This is a genomic window from Granulicella tundricola MP5ACTX9 (genome assembly GCF_000178975.2).
Lineage (GTDB): Bacteria > Acidobacteriota > Terriglobia > Terriglobales > Acidobacteriaceae > Edaphobacter > Edaphobacter tundricola.
Genome location: NC_015064.1, coordinates 217,146 through 236,285, shown reverse-complemented (window position 1 = coordinate 236,285; position 19,140 = coordinate 217,146). Strand labels below are relative to the sequence as shown.

Below are 19,140 nucleotides of genomic sequence, written 5' to 3'. Positions count from 1 at the left end.
AACCTTGGTGATTAACTCCTCCACAGGCTCCTACCAGGTCACCATCGAGAGCCATTCCCTCCGAAAAAATCTGTTGCACTTTTCTAAAGCAAAGATTCTTGCGGACGAGTTCTTCGCCCCAGTCCTTGCTGATTTGGCCTCGCCACCACTGCTGATCCGAGCCATCGAGGAGAATAAGTCCCTGGACGTCTCCCCCAGCATCATCGAGGGGCTGCGTCAGTCTGGAGCCAACCGCCAGACCGAACTCGTCGCAATCGGCGGCGGCATCATCCAGGATCTATCAGCTTTTATCGCCAGCATTTACATGCGTGGCCTCACCTGGAGCTACCTCCCCACCACCATCCTCGCCATGGTCGATTCCTGCATCGGCGGCAAGTCCTCCATCAACGTAGGCCCCTACAAAAACTTGGTTGGCACCTTCCATCCCCCACATCAAGTCCTCATCGACCCAGCCCTCGCCCAGACCCTCCCGCCCGATCAGCAGGCCAGCGGCCTCATTGAAGCCGCCAAAATCTGCTTCTGCCGCGGCCCGGAGGCCTTTGATCGCCACATTGCCCTGCTGCCCTCAGTCATGATGGAGACCGGCGCTCTCGAAGCACTCATCTACAACAGCCTCGAAGCCAAAAAGTGGTTCATCGAAATCGACGAGTTCGACAACAAAGAACGTCTTTTGTTGAACTTCGGCCATACCTTCGGCCACGCAATCGAGGGTGCGACGCACTTCGCCATCCCCCACGGCATCGCCGTCGGCCTCGGCATCCTTTGCGCCATCACCTATCAGGTGGCGGATGGGATCGACTACAGTTCAAGCCCACGCGTGGCTCTGCTGGAACTGCATCTCGCCGAGATGATCGCGAACTCACCCGGAACCCCTCGGGCCCTGGCCTCCATGTCCGCCGATGAGATGTTCCAGCGCTTCGCCTCCGACAAAAAACACGGAACGGAAGACTACGCGCTCATCCTCATCGATCAGGCAGGCAAGGTCGTGCTTCACCGCGTTCCAAAGTCTCCTGAAGTATCGAATAAGGTCCGAGCGGCGGTAGAGTCGGTGGTGGGAAGGTTTCGAGGATGATGACCAGAAAATATAGCGACTTGCTTGCCGAATGGCTGGTTTCGCTGGGATACACCCACTGCTTTTTCGTCGCTGGCGGCAACATTATGCATCTGCTGGAGAGTTGCAGCCACCGCCTGACCTGCATCCCCGTAGTCCATGAGGTCGCGGCAGGAATCGCAGCCGAGTACTTCAACGAACTCCAGATGGGAAGCAAAGCCTTCGCGCTCGTCACCGCCGGTCCCGGGCTCACGAACATCGTCACCGCCATGGCCGGGGCTTACCTTGAGAGCCGCGAACTGCTGGTCATCGGCGGCCAAGTCAAAGTCTCCGATCTTTCCAGGGGGAAGGTACGCCAGCGCGGTATCCAGGAGATCGACGGCGTAGCCATCGCCAGGCCGGTCACCGAAAAGTCAGTCCTGATCGAAGCTCCGATGGATCGTTCCGCGTTTGCAGAGACGATCCGCAGCGGCGTTCATGGACGCAAAGCTCCTGTGTTTGTCGAGATTCCGCTCGATGTTCAGGGCGCACAGGTCGAAGAGACCATGCTCAACACGAGCGCCTCTGAAATCCGGCCCGGCTTCACCCCGGTCAGCCCGGAAGTCGTTCGTTCGATCGTCGAGCAGATCAAGCGGGCGAAGCGTCCTGTCGTCCTGATCGGCGGAGGCATCGACCGGGCAACGATCGAGCCGCTCTTGGACTCGCTCACAAGATTGGGCGTGCCCCTGATGGTGACCTGGAACGGCATGGACCGCATCCCGGCGAGTCATCCGCTCTACTTCGGCAGACCGAACACCTGGGGCCAACGTTACTCGAACATCCTCCTGCAGCAGGCGGACCTGCTGCTTGCTCTGGGCACCCGCCTCAGCCTGCAACAAACCGGCTTCAACTGGCAGCAATTCGTGCCGGCAGGAGAGGTCATCCAGGTCGATTGCGATGCCGCCGAGCTTGAGAAGGGGCACCCACGCGTGGCGCTCCCCATCTGCGGCGACGCGAACCAGGTCCTCATCCAACTGGAAAAAGAAGATGCCGGCAACCATGAGGAATGGGTCTCATTCTGCCGCACCGTCCAGTCCAAGCTTCCGCTGATCGAGCCGGTGAACCATACAGGAGAAGGCTTCCTTTCGCCGTACGTCTTCGCGTCGGAACTCTCCCGGCTGGCAACTCCGGACGATATCATGATTCCTTGCAGCAGCGGCAGCGCCTTCACCGTCATGATGCAGACCTTCGCGCAGAAGTCAGGCCAGAGGATCATCACCAACAAGGGACTGGCGTCCATGGGCTATGGGTTGAGCGGCGCAATTGGCTCTGCCTTCGCCGCAAAGGGACGCCGTACCATCCTGGTCGAAGGGGATGGCGGCTTCATTCAGAACCTGCAGGAGCTTGGGACCGTCATGGTCAACAAGCTGAATCTGAAGATCTTCCTGTTCGACGACAACGGCTACGCCTCCATCCGCATGACGCAGCTCAACTACTTCAAGGGCCGCTATGTCGGCTGTGACACTTCAACTGGCCTCGGAATCCCGAAGTGGGAGCCGCTGTTTGCTGCCTACGATATCCCGGTCGTGCGACTTGGCCCCGGCTATCAGGATGATCCCGACTTCCTGAGCCGCTTCAACGCGCCCGGACCCGCTGCCTTTCTGGTCCACATCGACCCCACCCAGACCTACTTCCCCAAGATCAGCAGCCGCGTCACGGAGACGGGCGGGATGGTATCGAATCCGCTTCATCTCATGACGCCTGACCTGGATGAAGACACATCGAGCAAGGTCTTCCACTACCTGCAGGGAGAGTAACCGTCATGGCGGCAAAGCCCATCGCGCAGGACGATCTCGATCACATCCTCGCAGCGACACGTCCGCTGTGGGAGCAGATGCGGGGGGAGAGGATCTTCATCACCGGCGGCACAGGCTTCTTTGGGTGCTGGCTGCTGGAGAGCTTCTGCCATGCAAACCGCTCGTTAGACCTGAAGGCTTGTGCCACAGTTTTGACGCGGAGTCCTGAAGTATTCCGGGCAAAGCTTCCGCATGTGACCGATGACTCGGCGATCACATTGCATGAGGGCGATGTACGCGACTTCGAGTTCCCAGAGGGCGAGTTTCGCTTTCTCATCCACGCCGCAACGGAGGCAAGCGCGAAGCAGGCGAACGAGGCTCCTCTGGAGATGCTCTCGACAATCCTGGCCGGCACGCAGCGCACGCTTGAGTTTGCGGCAAGCCACGGCACCCGCAAGCTTCTGCTGACGAGCTCCGGTGCGGTCTACGGAAAGCAGCCCTCAAATCTGACGCATGTACCCGAAAGCTACACCGGGGCTCCGAATTCGCTCGATCCAGCCAGCGTGTATGCGGAGGGCAAACGGGCTTCCGAGTTGATGTGCGCGCTCCATGCGAAGGCGACGGGGATGGAATGCAAGATCGCCCGCTGCTTTGCCTTCTGCGGGCCGCACCTGCCGCTGAACGCACACTTTGCGATCGGCAACTTCATCAGGGATGTTCTGGCAGGCAGGACAATTCAAATGGGTGGGGATGGCACCCCGAGACGCAGCTACCTCTATGCCTCCGACCTGATGATCTGGCTGTGGACGATACTGCTTGAAGCTCCTTCGCTGGTTCCCTTCAACGTCGGATCGGACGAAGCTTTAAGTATTCTTGAACTCGCTCATGCAGTAATCCGCGCTCTGAATTCCAACGTGGCTGTCCAGGTGGCTAAGGAGGCGATGGGCGGGGGAGCCGTCGCGCGGTATGTCCCCCAGGTGGACCGGGCGGCAGAACTGGGACTCAGGCAGACAGTGGGGCTGGAGGAAGCAATCCGTAGGACAGCCGCGTGGTACGGTCCAGACAAGGAGTCGGGATGAAGCTCGTCAGTATCGTAAGTCCTTGCTACAACGAGGAAGAGAATGTCGACATCCTGATCGAGCGAGTGCGGACCCTGTTCGCGGGGATGCCTCAGTATCGCTACGAACATATCCTGATCGACAACAACTCCTCCGACCGCACCGTCGATATTCTCCGTGGAATTGCGCTGGACGATCCTCATGTGAAGGTGATCGTCAACGCCCGAAACTTCGGCCACATACGGTCTCCGCAGCATGCGATTCTGGAGGCGCAGGGGGATGCCGTGGTGGTGCTGCTGTCCGACCTGCAGGACCCCCCGGAGTTGATCGGGGAGTTCCTGCGGGAATGGGAAGCCGGGTACCCGATTGTGGTGGCGACCAAGAGCACCAGCGACGAGAGTGGTCTGATGTACGGAATCCGCTCGGTCTACTACCGGACGATCGCGCGGCTGACGGATGTGAAGGTGGTGGAGCACTTTACGGGGTTTGGGCTATACGACCGGCAGGTTATCGAGATCCTGAAGCGGGACTTTCCGGACCCGCACCCCTACTTCCGGGGGCAGATCGCGGAGATCGGGCTGCCGACCAAAGTGCTGCACTACAACCAGAAGCGGCGCATGCGCGGCATCACGAAGAACAACTTCTACACGCTGTACGACATGGCGATGCTGGGGATTACCAACCTCTCCAAGGTGCCATTGCGGCTGGTGATCTTTACCGGGTTCGTGTTTGCGTTTCTCAGTTTGATAGCCGGACTGGTGTACCTGGTTTACAAGCTGGTGTATTGGAATCGGTTTGAACTGGGGCTGGCCCCCCTGATGATCGGGCTGTTCTTCCTGGGGTCGATCCAGCTGGTGGCGCTGGGAATCATCGGCGAGTACATCGGGTCCGTACATACGATCGTGCAGGGTCGGCCTCTGGTGACAGAGAAGGAACGGATCAACTTCTAGGGGATTCGAGGGCTTGACCCCCTACCCCTGTTTTGATCCAAATCTTCACTCGAGAGACATTAGGTCCGGACTAGAGGCTCTGGGCCGATCATGACCCATAGGACAAAACGAAGGCCCGGGAGTGACCCCGGGCCTTGCTGTTGCGCGTGCATTCTGGTTACTGAACCGTCAGCGCGACCGTTGCGGTGGGCTGCAGGCTGGGGCTGCTGCCCGCACCGGCTCCGTTGGCAACGATGGTGACCGTGCTGGTGCCGGTTGGTGTGGCGGTAATGGTGCCGCCTCCGCAGCCGCTGGCCGCCGTCATTCCGCAGGCGATGACAACGAGCGTAATGAACTGGCGTCCACGAACCGAGAGACGTTTACGGGTCAGACCCAGGAGACCGGCCAGCAGGATCGCGGGCAGCCACAGGAGACCTGAGTTGGAGGGGGCGAGGGTTGAGAAGGTAATGGCGACCGTCTGCGAGGCGTTGACACCGCCGAAGGCGATGCCGGGTGCGCCGCTGGAGTCATTGACGAAGCTGCAGAAGGTGTCGAGGGGCAGATTCTGGCAGCTCAGTGCGATGGCTCCGTTGTAGTTGCCGAAGGAGGTTGCGGTCAGGGTAACCGTACCGGGCGTTCCACGCTTGACCGTGAGGCTGGCGGGGTTGACCGAGATGGTGAAGCCGGGGGTGACGGCAACGATGTTGACGCCGGCGCTGGTGGTCGAGGTGTAGAAGTTGGCATCACCCGAGTAGACGGCGGTGATGGTGTGAGTTGCTACGGTCGAGAGTGTCGCCGTGGTCAGGGTGGCCACGCCGCCGGTGACGGGGGCCGTTCCGATGGCCGTAGTGCCGTCAAAGAAGGTAACCGATCCACCGACCGCCGTGCTGCTGGCGACGATGGGGGTGATCTTGGCGGTGAGGGTCAAGGGCGTTCCCGTTCCAACGTTGGTTGCCGACGGTGTGACGGTGATGGTGGTCAGGCCGATGCTGATGTTCTGGATGCCCGAGGTTGCGGCAGCGTAGTTGGTATCACCCGGGAAGACCGCGGTCAGAGCGTGCGGCCCGGGTTTGAATGGACCGAAGGTGGAGGCAGCGGTATAAAAATGGTAATTGAGCGTGTAGGTGAGGGGCGCTGTTCCCAGAACTGTCGTGCCATCCAGGAATTGCACCGTCGCCGACGGCGCAGGATTGGCGCCGGCTGTGGAGGTTATGGCCGGCACCAGCGTCAGTACAGCATTCATGGATGCCATGGACTGAGCATTGTTGGCCTGCTGCGAGGTGAGGGACAGGGTGGGCTTGTTCTGCGTGGTGACAAAGGTCATTGGCAGCGAGGTGCTCGCGGCCAAGGTGCCGTTGCCGGCGTAAGTGGCTGTGATGCTGTGGGTGCCTGCCGTGAGTGTTGCGATGGTCAAAGTTGCGAGGTGCGTGGTGGTGCTGATGGTTGCGCTGCCCAGAACGAGACTGCCGTCATAGAAGTAGACGGTACCGGTCGCCGTTGCGGGAGGCGTTGCCGTGAGGACGACCGAGGTGAGGACAGGCGCTGTGGCAGCGGCGGAGCCGCCGACGGTGGCCGCCAGAGTGGTGGCGGAAAGAGCACCACCGACTGTGACGGTTACAGCCGCAGAGGAGGCGGCTGCGTAGTTTGCGTCTCCGCCATAAGCCGCTGTGATGGAGTGGGCTCCGGGAAGAATGAGCGCGTTCGTGGAAAGAACCGCGGCTCCGTTGGCCAGGGTGACCGTTCCGAGCGTTGTACTTGTTGTGGTGGTGCCGGAGACAACGGTATCCGTCAGGGTGACGCTGCCGGTAGGCAGTACGCCTCCGCCGGAGGCAGCGATGGTCACATTGAGCAGCGCAGTCTGAGCCGGGAGGACCTCAGCAGTCCCGGCCCGGACCACCGGGGCCACGGTTGCCTTGACCACTGTGATTGCGGTTGAGACGTTGGAGGTGTTGAACGACTGGTCCCCGGAGTAGGTGGCCTTGATGGTGTAGGCTCCTGGTGCCAGGACGGGATAGTTGGCGGTGATCAGGAAGTTGGGGAAGGATTGTGCGGCCTCCAGGTAGGTGATTCCGTAGGCATCAAGCGACGACGTATAAGAGGGCAGCGTCGTGGTGCCGGACGAAACGTTGTAGAGGATCGTTCCAGTGGGCGCACCGGTGTTGGGAACGCTGTTCTTCGTGTAGCCGTTGATGCTGGTGCCCTGAACCTCGGTATCGATAAAGATGGAGGTTCCGTAAGCGAAGCTGGTTGCGACGTTGAGTGCTCCCGCCGTTGTGAGGTTGTAGGGCTGGTAGAAGATCTGGCTTGCCTCCGGCGCGACGGTGACGGTGACCGGAGCCGAGTCACTGGAGCCGAAGACTGAGTCACCCGCATAGTGAGCGGTGACGGAGTAGGTGCCGCCGGGGAGGGTGGTGAGGGCCGCGGTTACGGTGCCGCCGCTGAGGGTGTAGACGTTGCCATTCCCCGTTCCAGGGGCCTGACCCACGGCGGTGATGCTGACATCCCCAGTGGGAGTACCGGTGGCCGAGGTGGGCGCAACCGTGATGACGGCTGTCTGGGTCGTGCCATGATTCGCGGTGAGTGGAGTGAGAGTGAGCTTGGTGGTGGTTGCGGTGAAGGTCACCGTCTTCCAGTTGTTGGCAAGGTTGGTGATATTCGGCGTTCCGAGGCCGGTGGCTTCGTCGTAGCCAGTGTTGGCCGTGAAGCCGATGTAGTCAGTCCCCAAGACACCGCTGATGGTGCCCGTGGAGGCGTTGTACTTCGCGACCGAGGTCTTGGGCGAGAAGTTGTCGCCGGTGACGATGTCGTTGAAGTTACAGGTTGCAGCGGGCGGCAGGGTCGATGCGCAGTTTGCGGTCGTCTGGGCCGCGGCCAACTTGTAGTAGTAGTAGTTGGCGTTGCCCTGGCGTCCACCGTTCTTCTGGTTGATGAGCGCCTGGACGCCGGCCATGACGGGCGTGGCGACGGAGGTTCCGCCGACGACACCGATGGAGGCTACGTTGCCGGAAGAATCCAGTTTGCAGACGCCTTCTGAGCAGAAGATCGTGCCATCGTGACCACCTGCCGCGATGAGCGAGAGGTCAGGGACGAGACGATGAAGCTGGGTCGCGGGGATGGCACCTGTCGCCGTGAAGGTCGGGCCGGCGGGGTCGGCTGCCGTGATGCCAGGGCCTACCTGCCATGAAGGACGTCCGGTGAAGATGGAGACTCCACCGCCGCCGCCCGCAATACCTGTGCCGGGAGCCACAATATCAAAGACTCCTTCGCTCCAGACTGTCTCCGGGATGTAGGACTGTGCGGTGCCGTAAGGCGCGGTGCCGCCCACACCCCAATAGGAGGTAACGCCGAGTGCGGTGCCCTCGTTGAATTCCGAGCCGCCCACCGCGACGTTATAGGCAGAGGATCCGAGCGCATTGACGCCATAGGTGCCGCTGGTTGCCGTGTTCGCGAGAGCGGCTGACGAACTGGCGCAACCCGTGGCGCTGGAGTCTCCGGAGGAGACGAATGCTGTTTGTCCCTGCGCTGCAGCCTGCTCCCAGAGCGAGTTCCAATAGGCGGTACCGGCCGAGCCATTTGAAAGCTCGCAGCCGCCGTAGCTGAGCGAGATGATATCCGCAACGTTGGAATCTACCGCGGCGAGGGCCGAGGTGTCGACGCCGCCATCGACGAGTCCGCCTGCGGCGGTATAGAAGTTGACCTTGGCTCCGGTGGCCATGGCTCCGGCCCACTCGACATCGAGATCGGATTCGATATCGTCCGCGATGATGGCGGGGGCTGGGCCGACATTGATGATGGTGGGATCGTTGTCCGGCAGCCGGAACATCGAGCGGAAGGTCTCAACGTTGGAGAGGTTGATTGTGGTCTGGCCGATGATGCCGATGGTGACGCCTGTGCCATCGGTACCACCACTGAGCAGCGGCTTGGCGTTGTAGATCGTCGCCACATCAGCGGGCGCGACGTAGTGGCTGCCTGAGCTGGTGGAGGTGTAGTCCGGGGTAGCTACGGTGCCGGGGACGATGGGGTAGAACTGGCCGTCAGAGCCCTTCACCATGGGGTGTGGATTGACGGCGTGGGCCTTGGCGCGGAAGTCGTTGAGGGAAGCGATGCCGGCGAGGACTGGCGAAAGCGCGGTGGGAACGGAGAGATCGACCGTGTTGGAGATGTGGGCGACTCCATTGACGGTGAGGCGATGCATCTCCGTGTGGAATGCGGTTTCAACCTGGCCGGAGGTTCCGCTGAACTGAATGGTGCGCTTGCCGGGGCTGACGGCATCGATCGAGAAGCCCTGATCCTGAAGCCATGCAGTGACCTTGGCGAGATCCGACGCGGCGACCCCGAAGCTGGCGCCGAAGGTCACCGGGGTCATCCACTGGTGATAGTTGGGGCTGGACTTGTCCTGCTGCTGATCGACGAGGGAGCGCAGAGCAAGCTCCTGCTCATCCGAGCTCTTGAGGACGAGCAGCATGTGGCTAAAGGGCGTGGCGGCGGGCAGGCGGCCGTTATCAGCGGCGAGGGAGACGATGGAAGGCGTGGTGTTGGGGAGGCGAGCGAGATCGGCGTTATCGATCTTGGAGACGACACGCGTCTGAGGTTGAACGGTGAGGTGCGGATTGGTGGCCGCGAACGCCGAACCGAGAAGTGCAGTGCCAAGGCCTAAACCAGTAAACAAGGAACGAAAGAGAGACAAAGGTGACTCCTTTAGAACGGTAAAACGGATTTGCGCGCACGGCCGAGATGAAGATCACGGGTTTCGCGACGGGCGACAAAAAGACACCAAGGCTTTCCTGGACGGTAAGGTCATGGGAGCCCCTTGGGCTGACAAGGTTTCTGAGATGGCACGATTAGAGCCGTCTCCCTATGAAATGTCAACTAAAAGTCGCCTGATATATCAGGCTTAAGAACATAGGAGGCCACGGGCTCCTAAGTGTTTGAAATGACTGGACACCACCGTATCCGCCTGCTGCTGAACTGCACCGCGTTGGTGCATCAGAGCCTCCCCCACCTTGGAGGCTCTGACCCGACAACGGCTCACTTTGCGACTTCATCCTCTGGAAAATCTACGCTGAGGGTCGCTTCTTTCCAGGTGTCGAGATCCTTCTTTACCGATTCGAGCTTCTTGTAGGCGAGATCGAGGGCGGGTTTGCCCAAGACAAGGCGCAAGGGCGGCGTGTCGGACTCGATGGCCTTGAGGATGGCGGCGGCGGCCCGGACGGGGTCGCCCTGCTGCTTTCCGGAGCGGGCGCGGGTCTGGCGGCGACGCTCGCCGGCGGTGCTGTCGTAGTCGGGGATGACGATCTTGGATTCGGGCAGCGAGCGGCCTGCCCAGTCGGTGCGAAAGGGGCCAGGCTCGACGATGATGACCTTGATGCCGAGAGGGGCGACTTCGATGGCAAGCGACTCCGACATGCCCTCTACCGCGTACTTGGTGGCGTGATAATAGCCGGTGGCACCGAAGCTCACGAGACCGCCGATCGAAGAGAAGTTGACGATGTGACCGGAGCGGCGTTCGCGCATGCCCGGCAGAACAGCGTTGGTGAGGGCGACGAGGCCGAAGAAGTTGGTCTCGAACATCTTGCGGACTTCGGCGTCTTCGCCTTCTTCGATGGCGGCGAGATAGCCGTAGCCTGCGTTGTTGACGAGGATGTCAATCTGGCCGAACTTTTCTGTGGCGTACTGAACCGCTGCCTTGATCTGGGCGGGATCGTTGACATCGAGCGGCAGGGCGAGCGCGTTGGCTTCATGGCCGGCGACGAGATCTTGGATCTGGTCGGGGTTGCGCGCAGTGACGACGACTCGGCCGCCGCGGGCGAGGATGAGCTTTGCGAGCTCGCGGCCGAAGCCGGTGGAGCATCCGGTGATAAACCAGACCGGGGATGGTTGCTGAGGCATGGGTGTTCTCCTTGAGAAGTTCGATGCGGTTGTGCTGCAAGGGAGAGTTCAGTTAGGCTGGTTGCATGGCACTTGGTTCCTATCGCGCGCAGTTGTGTTGTTGTTGTCGATAGTCGAGCATGTCCCTGCCTTCGTTTTTTAGCGAAGGACTTCGTTTTCAGCCCAGACTGATCCTTCCTTTTAGCGTATGAGTGTTGCAAGGCTTGAATCTTCAAGCTGAGCGTACGCATCTTCTGATTGAACTCAATTTCAAGGAACGTTTGTGCGTGATCTTTATCCAAGGACGCTGATGTGCGACACCCGTGCCAAGCAGGCCGGATGTTGTTGCGCTCGCTGTTGTTGTCGATAAGCACGGAACTTCTTCCCTACCGTTTTCTAACAAATCTATCTGCCAGCGTCATAAGCCCCTGCGGCTCTGTGCGACTCGCTTCGACTTTGCAATCCTTTTGAGGAGACTTCCATGCCTGCTGCCCATTTTGTGCAGACCCGTCACCACCTTTCACGAATCCTTCTGCGTCCGATTGAGACTGTACTGCGCGTAATCGTCTGCAGCCTGCTGGCGCTGTTCCTGGCCTTTACGGCGAAGGCGCAGGTGGTGGGCGGAACGATCGCCGGCATCGTCACGGACGCAACCGGGGCCGCGGTTCCGCATGCTCATGTGAGGATTCACAACGAAGATACCGGGACGGAACGGCGGATCGACACGGATGCTACGGGTCACTACTCGGCACCATCTGTAACCGTGGGGACGTATACCGTCACGGTGGGGGCGACTAGCTTTGCGACGGAGCGGAAGACGGGGATTGGGCTGACGATCGGACAGGCGACGGAGGTGGATCTTGTGTTGCCCGTCGCGGGTGCGGAGCAGGAGGTGACAGTCGCGGACACGCCTGCGGTGGTGAATGATTCGACCCAGCAGGTCTCAGGGCTGGTGAGCGAGCGGCAGGTGAAGGGGCTGCCGCTGAACGGGCGGAGCTACGATCAGTTGATTACGCTGAACCCCGGCACGGTGAACTATACGGCGCAGCGTTCGGGATCGGTGGGGACCTCAAACTCTTCCGTGGGCAACATGTTTGCCGTCTCCGGGCGGCGGCCGCAGGACAATCTTTATCTGCTGAATGGCGTGGAATATACGGGCGCGTCGCTGATCAACGTGACGCCGGGTGGCACCAGCGGACAGTTGCTGGGCGTGGATGCGGTGCGGGAGTTCAACGTGGTCGCCGACACCTACGGGGCCAACTACGGGAAGCGCCAGGGAGCGCAGATTTCAATTGTGACTGTTTCAGGCACAAATGCACTGCATGGTTCGGCGTACGAGTTTCTGCGGAACTCGTACCTCGACTCTCGCAACTACTTTGACCAGAGCAGGATTCCCAACTTCCAGCGCAACAACTTCGGCGCGGCGCTGGGTGGGCCGATCAAGAAGGATAAGGTGTTTCTGTTCGGCAACTATGAGGGGTATCGGCAAAATCTCGGCATCACGGATGTGACGCTGGTACCGGATAATCAGGCTCGCGCGGGCTTTCTGCCCAACTCTGCCGGCGTCGAGACTAAGACGGCCATCGGCCCCGGCGTGGCGCAGTTGTTCAACCTGTGGCCGGTGCAGAATGGCCCGGAGCTGTTGGATCAGAAAGGTAATTTGACGGGCATAGGCGAGGCCTTCTCCAGCCCGACTCAGCATATCCGCGAGGACTTTGGGACGGCACGCTTCGACGCCAACCTGACCGCGAACGACCTGTTCTTTGCCGTGTACACAGTGGATGATTCGACGGCGAATACGCCGACACAGAATCCCTATTCGCTGATCAATGAAGATCTGCGGGAGCAGGTGCTCAGCGCGCAGGAGCAGCATGTATTCTCCGCGCGGCTGCTGAATACGGCGCGGGTGGGTTTCTCGCGCGCGAGCTTCCTCTTCCTCGGTTCGGTGCCAGCCAACGTGCAGGCTCTGACTGGAACCTTCATCGCTGGCAAGCCGATCGGCGCAGTGGTCATTGCAGGCTCTACGGCTTCGAACGGGTCGTCGCAGATCACCGGTGCCGGCGCGAATGTGGGGTCGGACAATGCGATCACGCGCAACCTGTTCACGTTCGACGATCACATCTTCTACACGATCGGCAAGCACCAGATTGAGGCGGGAGGCTGGGCGCAGCGGCTGCAGTCAAACGACAACCTGGCGCAGAACCAATACGGGCAGGCGAGCTTCGCATCTCTGGCGACCTTCCTGACCGGCACAGTCAAGACCTTTACCGTGGTCCCCGCGCCGACGGAGCTTGGCTGGCGTGCATGGTTTGGCGCGGGATATATCGAGGACACCTGGAGGGCATTGCCTTCGCTTGAGATCAGCGCAGGGCTGCGGGTGGAGACCAGCAATGGCTTCAACGAGAGCAAGGGCCGTGCAGGCATCTATGGCTTCACCAATGGAGTCATCAACTCAACCCCCACCGTCGGGTCCGCTGGGCTGACGAACAACCGCGCAAAGTTTTTACCAGAGCCAAGGGTAGGCGCGGCATGGAAGGCAACGAGCGATGGCAAGACAGTGGTGCGTGCAGGCTTCGGACTGCATCACTCCCTGCTGGACAACCTGGACTACCGCTTCGATCAGGCAGCCCCGTTCAACACAACGCTGAGCTACAGCGGAGTGCCGATCAGCGCGCCGACCTCCGGTGCGGCGGGACTGGTCTCGCCGTCAAACGTCCAAACCGATTTGCAGACACCGACGGTGCTCTCCTACACCCTTCGAGTAGAGCAGCAGATTGCGCCGTCTACCTCATTGACGATCGCTTATGTGGGATCGCATGGATACCACCAGATCCTTTCCGAAGACCAGAACGAACCCGCCTCGATCATCTGCCAGAACAACTGCCCGGCTGGAATTGCAAACGGGACAATCTACTATCCGACCGTGGTGAAGGCGAACGCGGCAGTGGCGAATACAACCTCATGGGTCTCGCAAGGCGCGAGCAACTACAACGCGCTGGAGGTGGATCTGCGCCGGGCCTTTGCAGGTGGCTTCCAGTTCCGAGCGAACTATACCTTTGCGAAGAACCTGGACAACGGCTCCGCCTGGAACACAAGCGTCTCCGCGAATACGCCCGCATTTGTCTCTTACCCCAACAACGCAGCGTTGGACTACGGCCCTGCGGCTACCGATGTGCGTCACCTCGCGGCGTTCAACGGGACGTATGACCTGCCCTTCGGCAAGGGCACGCGCTTCCTGAATAGCAAAGGAGGAATCGTGGATCGGGCCGCAGGCGGCTGGACGCTCAGCACGATTGCGACACTACAGACGGGGCTGCCGTTCTCACCGCAGCTCGGTTATAACCCAACCGGCTCCGGAGATACACGCAACCCGGTGCGGCCGAACGCCAATCCTAACTTCCGCGGCTCGCTGTACACGCATGGAACAACGGCACAGCGTGCGGCGCAGTTCTTCGACCCCGCCGCCTTCACCGCGCCCGCCTACGGAACGGTCGGCAACCTGGGACGCGATACCCTGACCGGACCTGGCTTTGCGGACTGGGATCTTTCCCTGCTGAAGTCCATCAAGTTCTCCGAAAGCAAGCGTCTGCAGTTTCGCGCGGAGTTCTTCAACATCCTGAACCACACCAACTTCCTGACACCGAACGAGGTCGTCTTCTCCTCCGGGCCGACGCAGGATGCAAAGACTCTGCCGACCTCAGGCACCCTATCCACGGCACAGGCAGCGGCTCCCGTGCAGAGTCCAACAGCGGGCGTGATTACGGCGGCGGCGACCTCACGGCAGATCCAGCTTGGACTGAAGTTTCTCTTCTGATCCAATTCTCCTGCCTAGACAGCGCGGGTCGAGACCACCACCGGGTATTCTCGATCCGCGCGTTTTCTTGAACCCTTCGGACCACGATGCTAGTCTTATAGATACGAATGCGTTCCCTCTGCCAGCTTCGCTGCTGTTGTTGTCCTGCCATGGCAGAGTGTTGTAGCGCGCGTTAGTTCGTCTCCGAACCCTTCGTCCTCCCACAAATTCATCAATCCAAGTCTTCCACTTTTATTCGTGGACGGCGCTTCTTCAATCGGAGCTATCCAAAGCACATGGCTGAAACGCTCACAGCAACAGCACCCGATACAACGCTCAGGACGACCGAGCAGAGGCTGAGTCACCTCCGCCTGCTCGAGGCGGAGAGCATCCACATCCTCCGCGAGGTGGCGTCCGAGTTTGAGAAGCCGGTCATGCTCTACTCGATCGGCAAGGACTCCTCCGTCATGCTGCGGCTGGCGCAGAAGGCGTTCTTTCCCGCGCCGATTCCCTTCCCCCTGCTGCACATCGATACCGGCTACAAGTTCCGCGAGATGATCGAGTTCCGCGACAACATGGCCGCGTCCATTGGCGCTGAGCTGCTGGTGTGGCGCAATGAAGCTGCTCTGGCCGCGGGAACCAACCCGATTGCGCTGGATACGAAGCGCTGCTGCGGTCTGCTGAAGACGCAGGCGCTGCTGGATGGGCTGACGCACTATGGCTTTACCGCAGCGTTCGGTGGTGCTCGTCGCGATGAAGAGAAGTCTCGCGCGAAGGAGAGGATCTACTCCTTCCGCGATGGCGCCGGCCAATGGGACCCGAAGAACCAGCGGCCTGAGCTTTGGAATCTCTACAACGCCCGCATCCATCCGGGCGAATCCATCCGCGTCTTTCCGCTGTCCAACTGGACCGAGATGGATGTGTGGCAGTACATCCACCTGGAGAACATTCCCGTGGTCGATCTTTACTTTGCGAAGGAGCGGCCCATGTATCTGCGCGGCGATGCGCTGCTGCCGACCGAACAAGACTTCGTCGCACGCAAGGGTGAGCAGCCCGTGATGGTGAAGTCGCGGCTGCGGTCGCTGGGATGCAGCCCCTGCACGGGTGCCATCCGATCGGACGCGGATACGATCCCGAAGATCATCGAAGAGATTCTTGGCTTCCGGTCGTCAGAGCGCGCGAATCGCGTGATCGATCATGACCAGGAAGGCTCCATGGAGTTGAAGAAGCGGGAGGGATACTTCTAATGGACACTCTCGTAAAGAACAAGGATCTGGTGCAGCTTTCGGGCGCGCCCGCCAATGAGCCTGAGGTTTGGGATGAGCGCGTGGCCGCGTTCAATCCGCTGTTCGGGCGAACGCCGGAGACGCATGAGCATGAGGTCTCGCCTGAGTTTGCGGCGGAGGACTTTGATGTTGCGGAATATCTGGCGGAGGAGCAGGCGAAGGATTTGCTGCGCTTCTCTACCGCAGGCTCGGTCGATGACGGTAAGTCCACGCTGATTGGGCGGCTACTCTATGACACGCAGAGCGTGTATGACGATCAGCTACGGTCGATCGAAGGCAAGGGCACTACAGCGCCCGGGGTGCTTGACTTGGCGCTGCTCACCGATGGCCTGCGGGCCGAACGCGAACAAGGCATCACGATCGATGTGGCCTATCGCTACTTCTCGACCGCGAAGCGCAAGTTCATCATCGCCGATACACCCGGCCACGAGCAGTACACGCGCAACATGGCTACAGGCGCGAGCACGGCCGACGTGGCCATCGTGCTGGTGGATGCACGCAAAGGCGTGCTGGTGCAGTCGCGCCGTCATGCGTTCATCACGGCACTGCTTGGGGTGCGCAACGTGATCGTCGCCGTGAACAAGATGGATCTCGTCGAATATTCCGAGAGCGTCTTCACCACGATCAAGGCTGATTTTGAGATCTTCTTCCATGGGCTGGATGTCGATGGAAACGAGAAGACGGTACTGCACTTTATTCCAGTAAGTGCGCTGGCCGGCGACAACGTCGTACATGTTTCCGATGCGATGCCCTGGTATCAAGGCCCGTCGCTGCTGACGCTCCTGGAGACTATCCCATCGTCCGTCGCCGACGCGAACGCGCCGTTCCGCCTGGCGGTACAGCGTGTGATTCGGCCGAATCTCGACTTCCGCGGATTCGCAGGACAGATCGCTTCGGGCAGTGTGCGGCCGGGAGATCGCATAACCGTTCTTCCGAGCGGGCAGACGAGCCGCGTTGAGCGCATCGTCACCTTTGACGGTGACTTTGACGAGGCGACCGCGCCCTTGTCCGTGACGTTGACGCTTGAGGATGAGATCGACGTCAGCCGAGGCGATCTGCTGGTAAGCGTTGACGCTCCCGCTGCAGTGACGAAGGCTTTCACGGCGTCGCTGGTGTGGATGGACAACACGCCACTTGAAGTTGGGCGGCGATACCTGCTGAAGCATACAAGCCGCACCGTGCAGGCGCAGGTCAAGCGGCTGGTTCATGCGGTGGACCTGGCGGAGCTTGGGCGTGTTGACGATGCACCGACGCTGGCGATGAACGGCATCGGGCTGGTGGAGATTGAAACGCTGCTGCCTCTGGCGGCGGATGCCTATGCGGAGAACCGCATCACCGGCAGCTTCGTGCTGATCGACGCGCAAACCAACGCGACGGTTGCAGCGGGAATGATCCGGCGGACTGACATCGCGAGCGAGCCGAACGAAATTGCAACTACTCCGGTTACATATCGCGAGCGAGTGACGCGCTACGGGCATACCGGTGCGTTGATCAAGCTACAGGGGCCGGTCGCCTTCGTCGATGCGTTGGAGCGGACTCTGTTTGAGAGCGGAGCCGTTGCCGTCCGCTTCCGAGAAGATGATGCCGAGGTTGTTGCCGCGCTGCTTGGCGCTGGGTTGCTGATCCTCAAGCATGAGGACGGGCATGTTCCCTCAATCGATCTGAACGGAGCGTTCGGCAGCCGTAATCTGTCCGAAGACATAACGCAGGCTGTGAGCTCCGCGCTTCAGGCGCTGCGCGACGCCGGAGTTCTGGGCCGGCATGAAGGAGTGAAACCATGACCGTTGTGCCAACGTTATCCCCTTCCAACCTGCTGGCGGAATCAGGGCTTCGGCCTGAGCTGCTCGCGCAGCTTACTCACGTCCGTGCATTGCTTGCGGAAGAACTAGCCGCAGCTCCCGGTGACAACGAAGCGTGCCTTACCTGCAGCTTCCAGGCAGAGGACGTACTCTTGCTGAAGCTGGCGCAGGAGCTTCGGCCCAATATCCCCGTGCTGTTTCTCGATACCGGCTACCACTTCGCGGAGACCTACGCGTATCGGGATCGCATCGCGGCGGAATGGAACCTGAACCTCACCAACCTGCTGCCGGTGAAGACGGTCGCCGAGCAGGAGGCGGAGTTCGGCCTTCTCCACCAGACCGCGCCCGATCGCTGCTGCGGTCTGCGTAAGGTTGAGCCTCTGTTCAGTGCGGTCGCCAACTACAAGGTTTGGCTGACCGGGCTGCGGCGCGAGCAAGCAAGAAGCCGCACCGCGCTTGAAGAGGTGGCAGACTTCAAGCTGCCCAGCGGCGTGACAGTGCGCAAGCTGAGTCCGTTCGCAGACTGGACGACGCGCGATATATGGCAGCTCTGCGCGGCGTTTGAGATTTCCTTGCTGCCGCTCTACGACGCGGGCTACACCAGCATCGGCTGCGAGCCATGCACGTCCATCCCCACCGATCCGAACGATCCACGCTCCGGACGCTGGGCGGGCAAGAAGGTCGAGTGCGGTATCCACATCCAGGCTGACGAGATCCAGCCTGCAGGGCAGGCACACTGATGGAATACTTCATCGGCTTCGTCATCGCCGTGTTCATTGCGCTGACCGGCGTGGGCGCGGGCACGATTACGACGCCGCTGCTGATCCTGTTTCTCGGCGTGCCGACGACGGTGGCCGTCAGCACGGGCTTGATGTTTTCAGCAGCCGTGAAGCTGGTTCTGGTGCCGTCACAGATTGCACGCAAACAGGTGAACTGGCGGGTGCTGGGCTGGATGCTGCTGGGCGGTCTGCCCGGCGTGCTGCTGGGTTCCTTCGTGCTGGTACATCTCGCCACCGCTGGATCGAAGCAGTTGATGAACAGTATCCTGGGCACGGTGCTGGTTGCTACCGCAATCTACCAAATCTTCTACTCCTTCCGCCCGATTCAAAAGGATTACACCAAGCCGGATCGCAGCCGTTGGATGCCGTTGCTGATGTTCCCCGTTGGCGCGGAGGTGGGCTTCTCATCCGCAGGTGCAGGCGCTCTGGGTACTGCGGCATTACTTTCGCTGACGGATCTTTTGCCGGCGCAAGTCGTTGGAACCGATATCCTGTTCGGCTTTATGCTATCGCTGGTCGGCAGCGGAGCGCACTGGTTTTCCCACTCCACAAATCCGTCGTTGCTGATGCATCTTGTGATCGGCGGAATCGGCGGCGTGATCGTTGGCACGGCATCAGCGAAGTTCATCCCCAAACGGCCGTTGCGCTTTGCGCTCTGGGTGTGGCTGCTGGTGATCGGCAGCCAGGTGCTTTATACCAGTGGCGGCCCGCAGGCGCTCGCACACAAGAGCTACAACCTCTGCAAGGTCGCCTGGTCCAACTTGCCGTTGAAGGCCTCCGCGAAAAGTTGACCCTCTGAGGG

11 protein-coding genes are annotated in these 19,140 nt (G+C 60.6%); 9 read left to right on the top strand and 2 right to left on the bottom strand.

The features are described 5' to 3' along the window. Positions 1 to 7: 7 nt before the first annotated feature. Genes ACIX9_RS00940 through ACIX9_RS00925 form a run of 4 tightly spaced genes read left to right on the top strand, consistent with a single transcriptional unit; the run spans position 8 to position 4,834 of the window. Positions 8 to 1,072 carry a 3-dehydroquinate synthase family protein gene (locus tag ACIX9_RS00940; protein WP_232298842.1) on the top strand — a complete coding sequence of 355 codons (1,065 nt, stop codon included), beginning with the start codon at positions 8 to 10 and terminating at the stop codon, positions 1,070 to 1,072. Continuing rightward, positions 1,069 to 2,847, top strand: a complete 1,779-nt coding sequence (locus ACIX9_RS00935) for a thiamine pyrophosphate-binding protein (protein ID WP_013578593.1) — start codon at positions 1,069 to 1,071, stop codon at positions 2,845 to 2,847. The genes ACIX9_RS00940 and ACIX9_RS00935 overlap by 4 nt, the downstream gene beginning before the upstream one ends. A gap of 5 nt (positions 2,848 to 2,852) precedes the next feature. Then, complete coding sequence (locus ACIX9_RS00930; RefSeq protein WP_013578592.1) at positions 2,853 to 3,905, top strand: NAD-dependent epimerase/dehydratase family protein; 1,053 nt, start codon at positions 2,853 to 2,855, stop codon at positions 3,903 to 3,905. Then, complete coding sequence (locus tag ACIX9_RS00925) at positions 3,902 to 4,834, top strand: glycosyltransferase family 2 protein (RefSeq protein ID WP_013578591.1); 933 nt, start codon at positions 3,902 to 3,904, stop codon at positions 4,832 to 4,834. The genes ACIX9_RS00930 and ACIX9_RS00925 overlap by 4 nt, the downstream gene beginning before the upstream one ends. A 157-nt stretch (positions 4,835 to 4,991) precedes the next feature. Here the strand turns inward: ACIX9_RS00925 and ACIX9_RS00920 are convergent, their stop codons facing one another. Both ACIX9_RS00920 and ACIX9_RS00915 read right to left on the bottom strand, forming a co-directional pair. Beyond that, entirely contained in the window at positions 4,992 to 9,500 is a 4,509-nt protein-coding gene (locus tag ACIX9_RS00920) for an Ig-like domain repeat protein (protein ID WP_013578590.1), read from the bottom strand. A 341-nt stretch (positions 9,501 to 9,841) separates the two neighbouring features. Beyond that, on the bottom strand, positions 9,842 to 10,702 hold the full coding sequence (locus ACIX9_RS00915) for an oxidoreductase (protein WP_013578589.1): 861 nt from the start codon (positions 10,700 to 10,702) through the stop codon (positions 9,842 to 9,844). Positions 10,703 to 11,162: 460 nt separating this feature from the next. Between ACIX9_RS00915 and ACIX9_RS00910 the strand changes: the two genes are divergently transcribed. From ACIX9_RS00910 to ACIX9_RS00890, 5 genes are all read left to right on the top strand, one after another. Next, positions 11,163 to 14,495 carry a TonB-dependent receptor gene (locus ACIX9_RS00910; protein ID WP_013578588.1) on the top strand — a complete coding sequence of 1,111 codons (3,333 nt, stop codon included), beginning with the start codon at positions 11,163 to 11,165 and terminating at the stop codon, positions 14,493 to 14,495. 275 nt (positions 14,496 to 14,770) lie between these two features. Then, positions 14,771 to 15,721 carry a sulfate adenylyltransferase subunit CysD gene (cysD, locus tag ACIX9_RS00905; protein ID WP_013578587.1) on the top strand — a complete coding sequence of 317 codons (951 nt, stop codon included), beginning with the start codon at positions 14,771 to 14,773 and terminating at the stop codon, positions 15,719 to 15,721. Then, positions 15,721 to 17,541, top strand: a complete 1,821-nt coding sequence (gene cysN / locus ACIX9_RS00900; RefSeq protein ID WP_013578586.1) for a sulfate adenylyltransferase subunit CysN — start codon at positions 15,721 to 15,723, stop codon at positions 17,539 to 17,541. Before cysD ends, cysN begins: the two co-directional genes overlap by 1 nt. Further along, positions 17,538 to 18,299, top strand: a complete 762-nt coding sequence (locus ACIX9_RS00895; RefSeq protein ID WP_013578585.1) for a phosphoadenylyl-sulfate reductase — start codon at positions 17,538 to 17,540, stop codon at positions 18,297 to 18,299. Before cysN ends, ACIX9_RS00895 begins: the two co-directional genes overlap by 4 nt. Beyond that, entirely contained in the window at positions 18,299 to 19,129 is an 831-nt protein-coding gene (locus ACIX9_RS00890) for a sulfite exporter TauE/SafE family protein (RefSeq protein ID WP_013578584.1), read from the top strand. The genes ACIX9_RS00895 and ACIX9_RS00890 overlap by 1 nt, the downstream gene beginning before the upstream one ends. Positions 19,130 to 19,140: the final 11 nt, after the last annotated feature.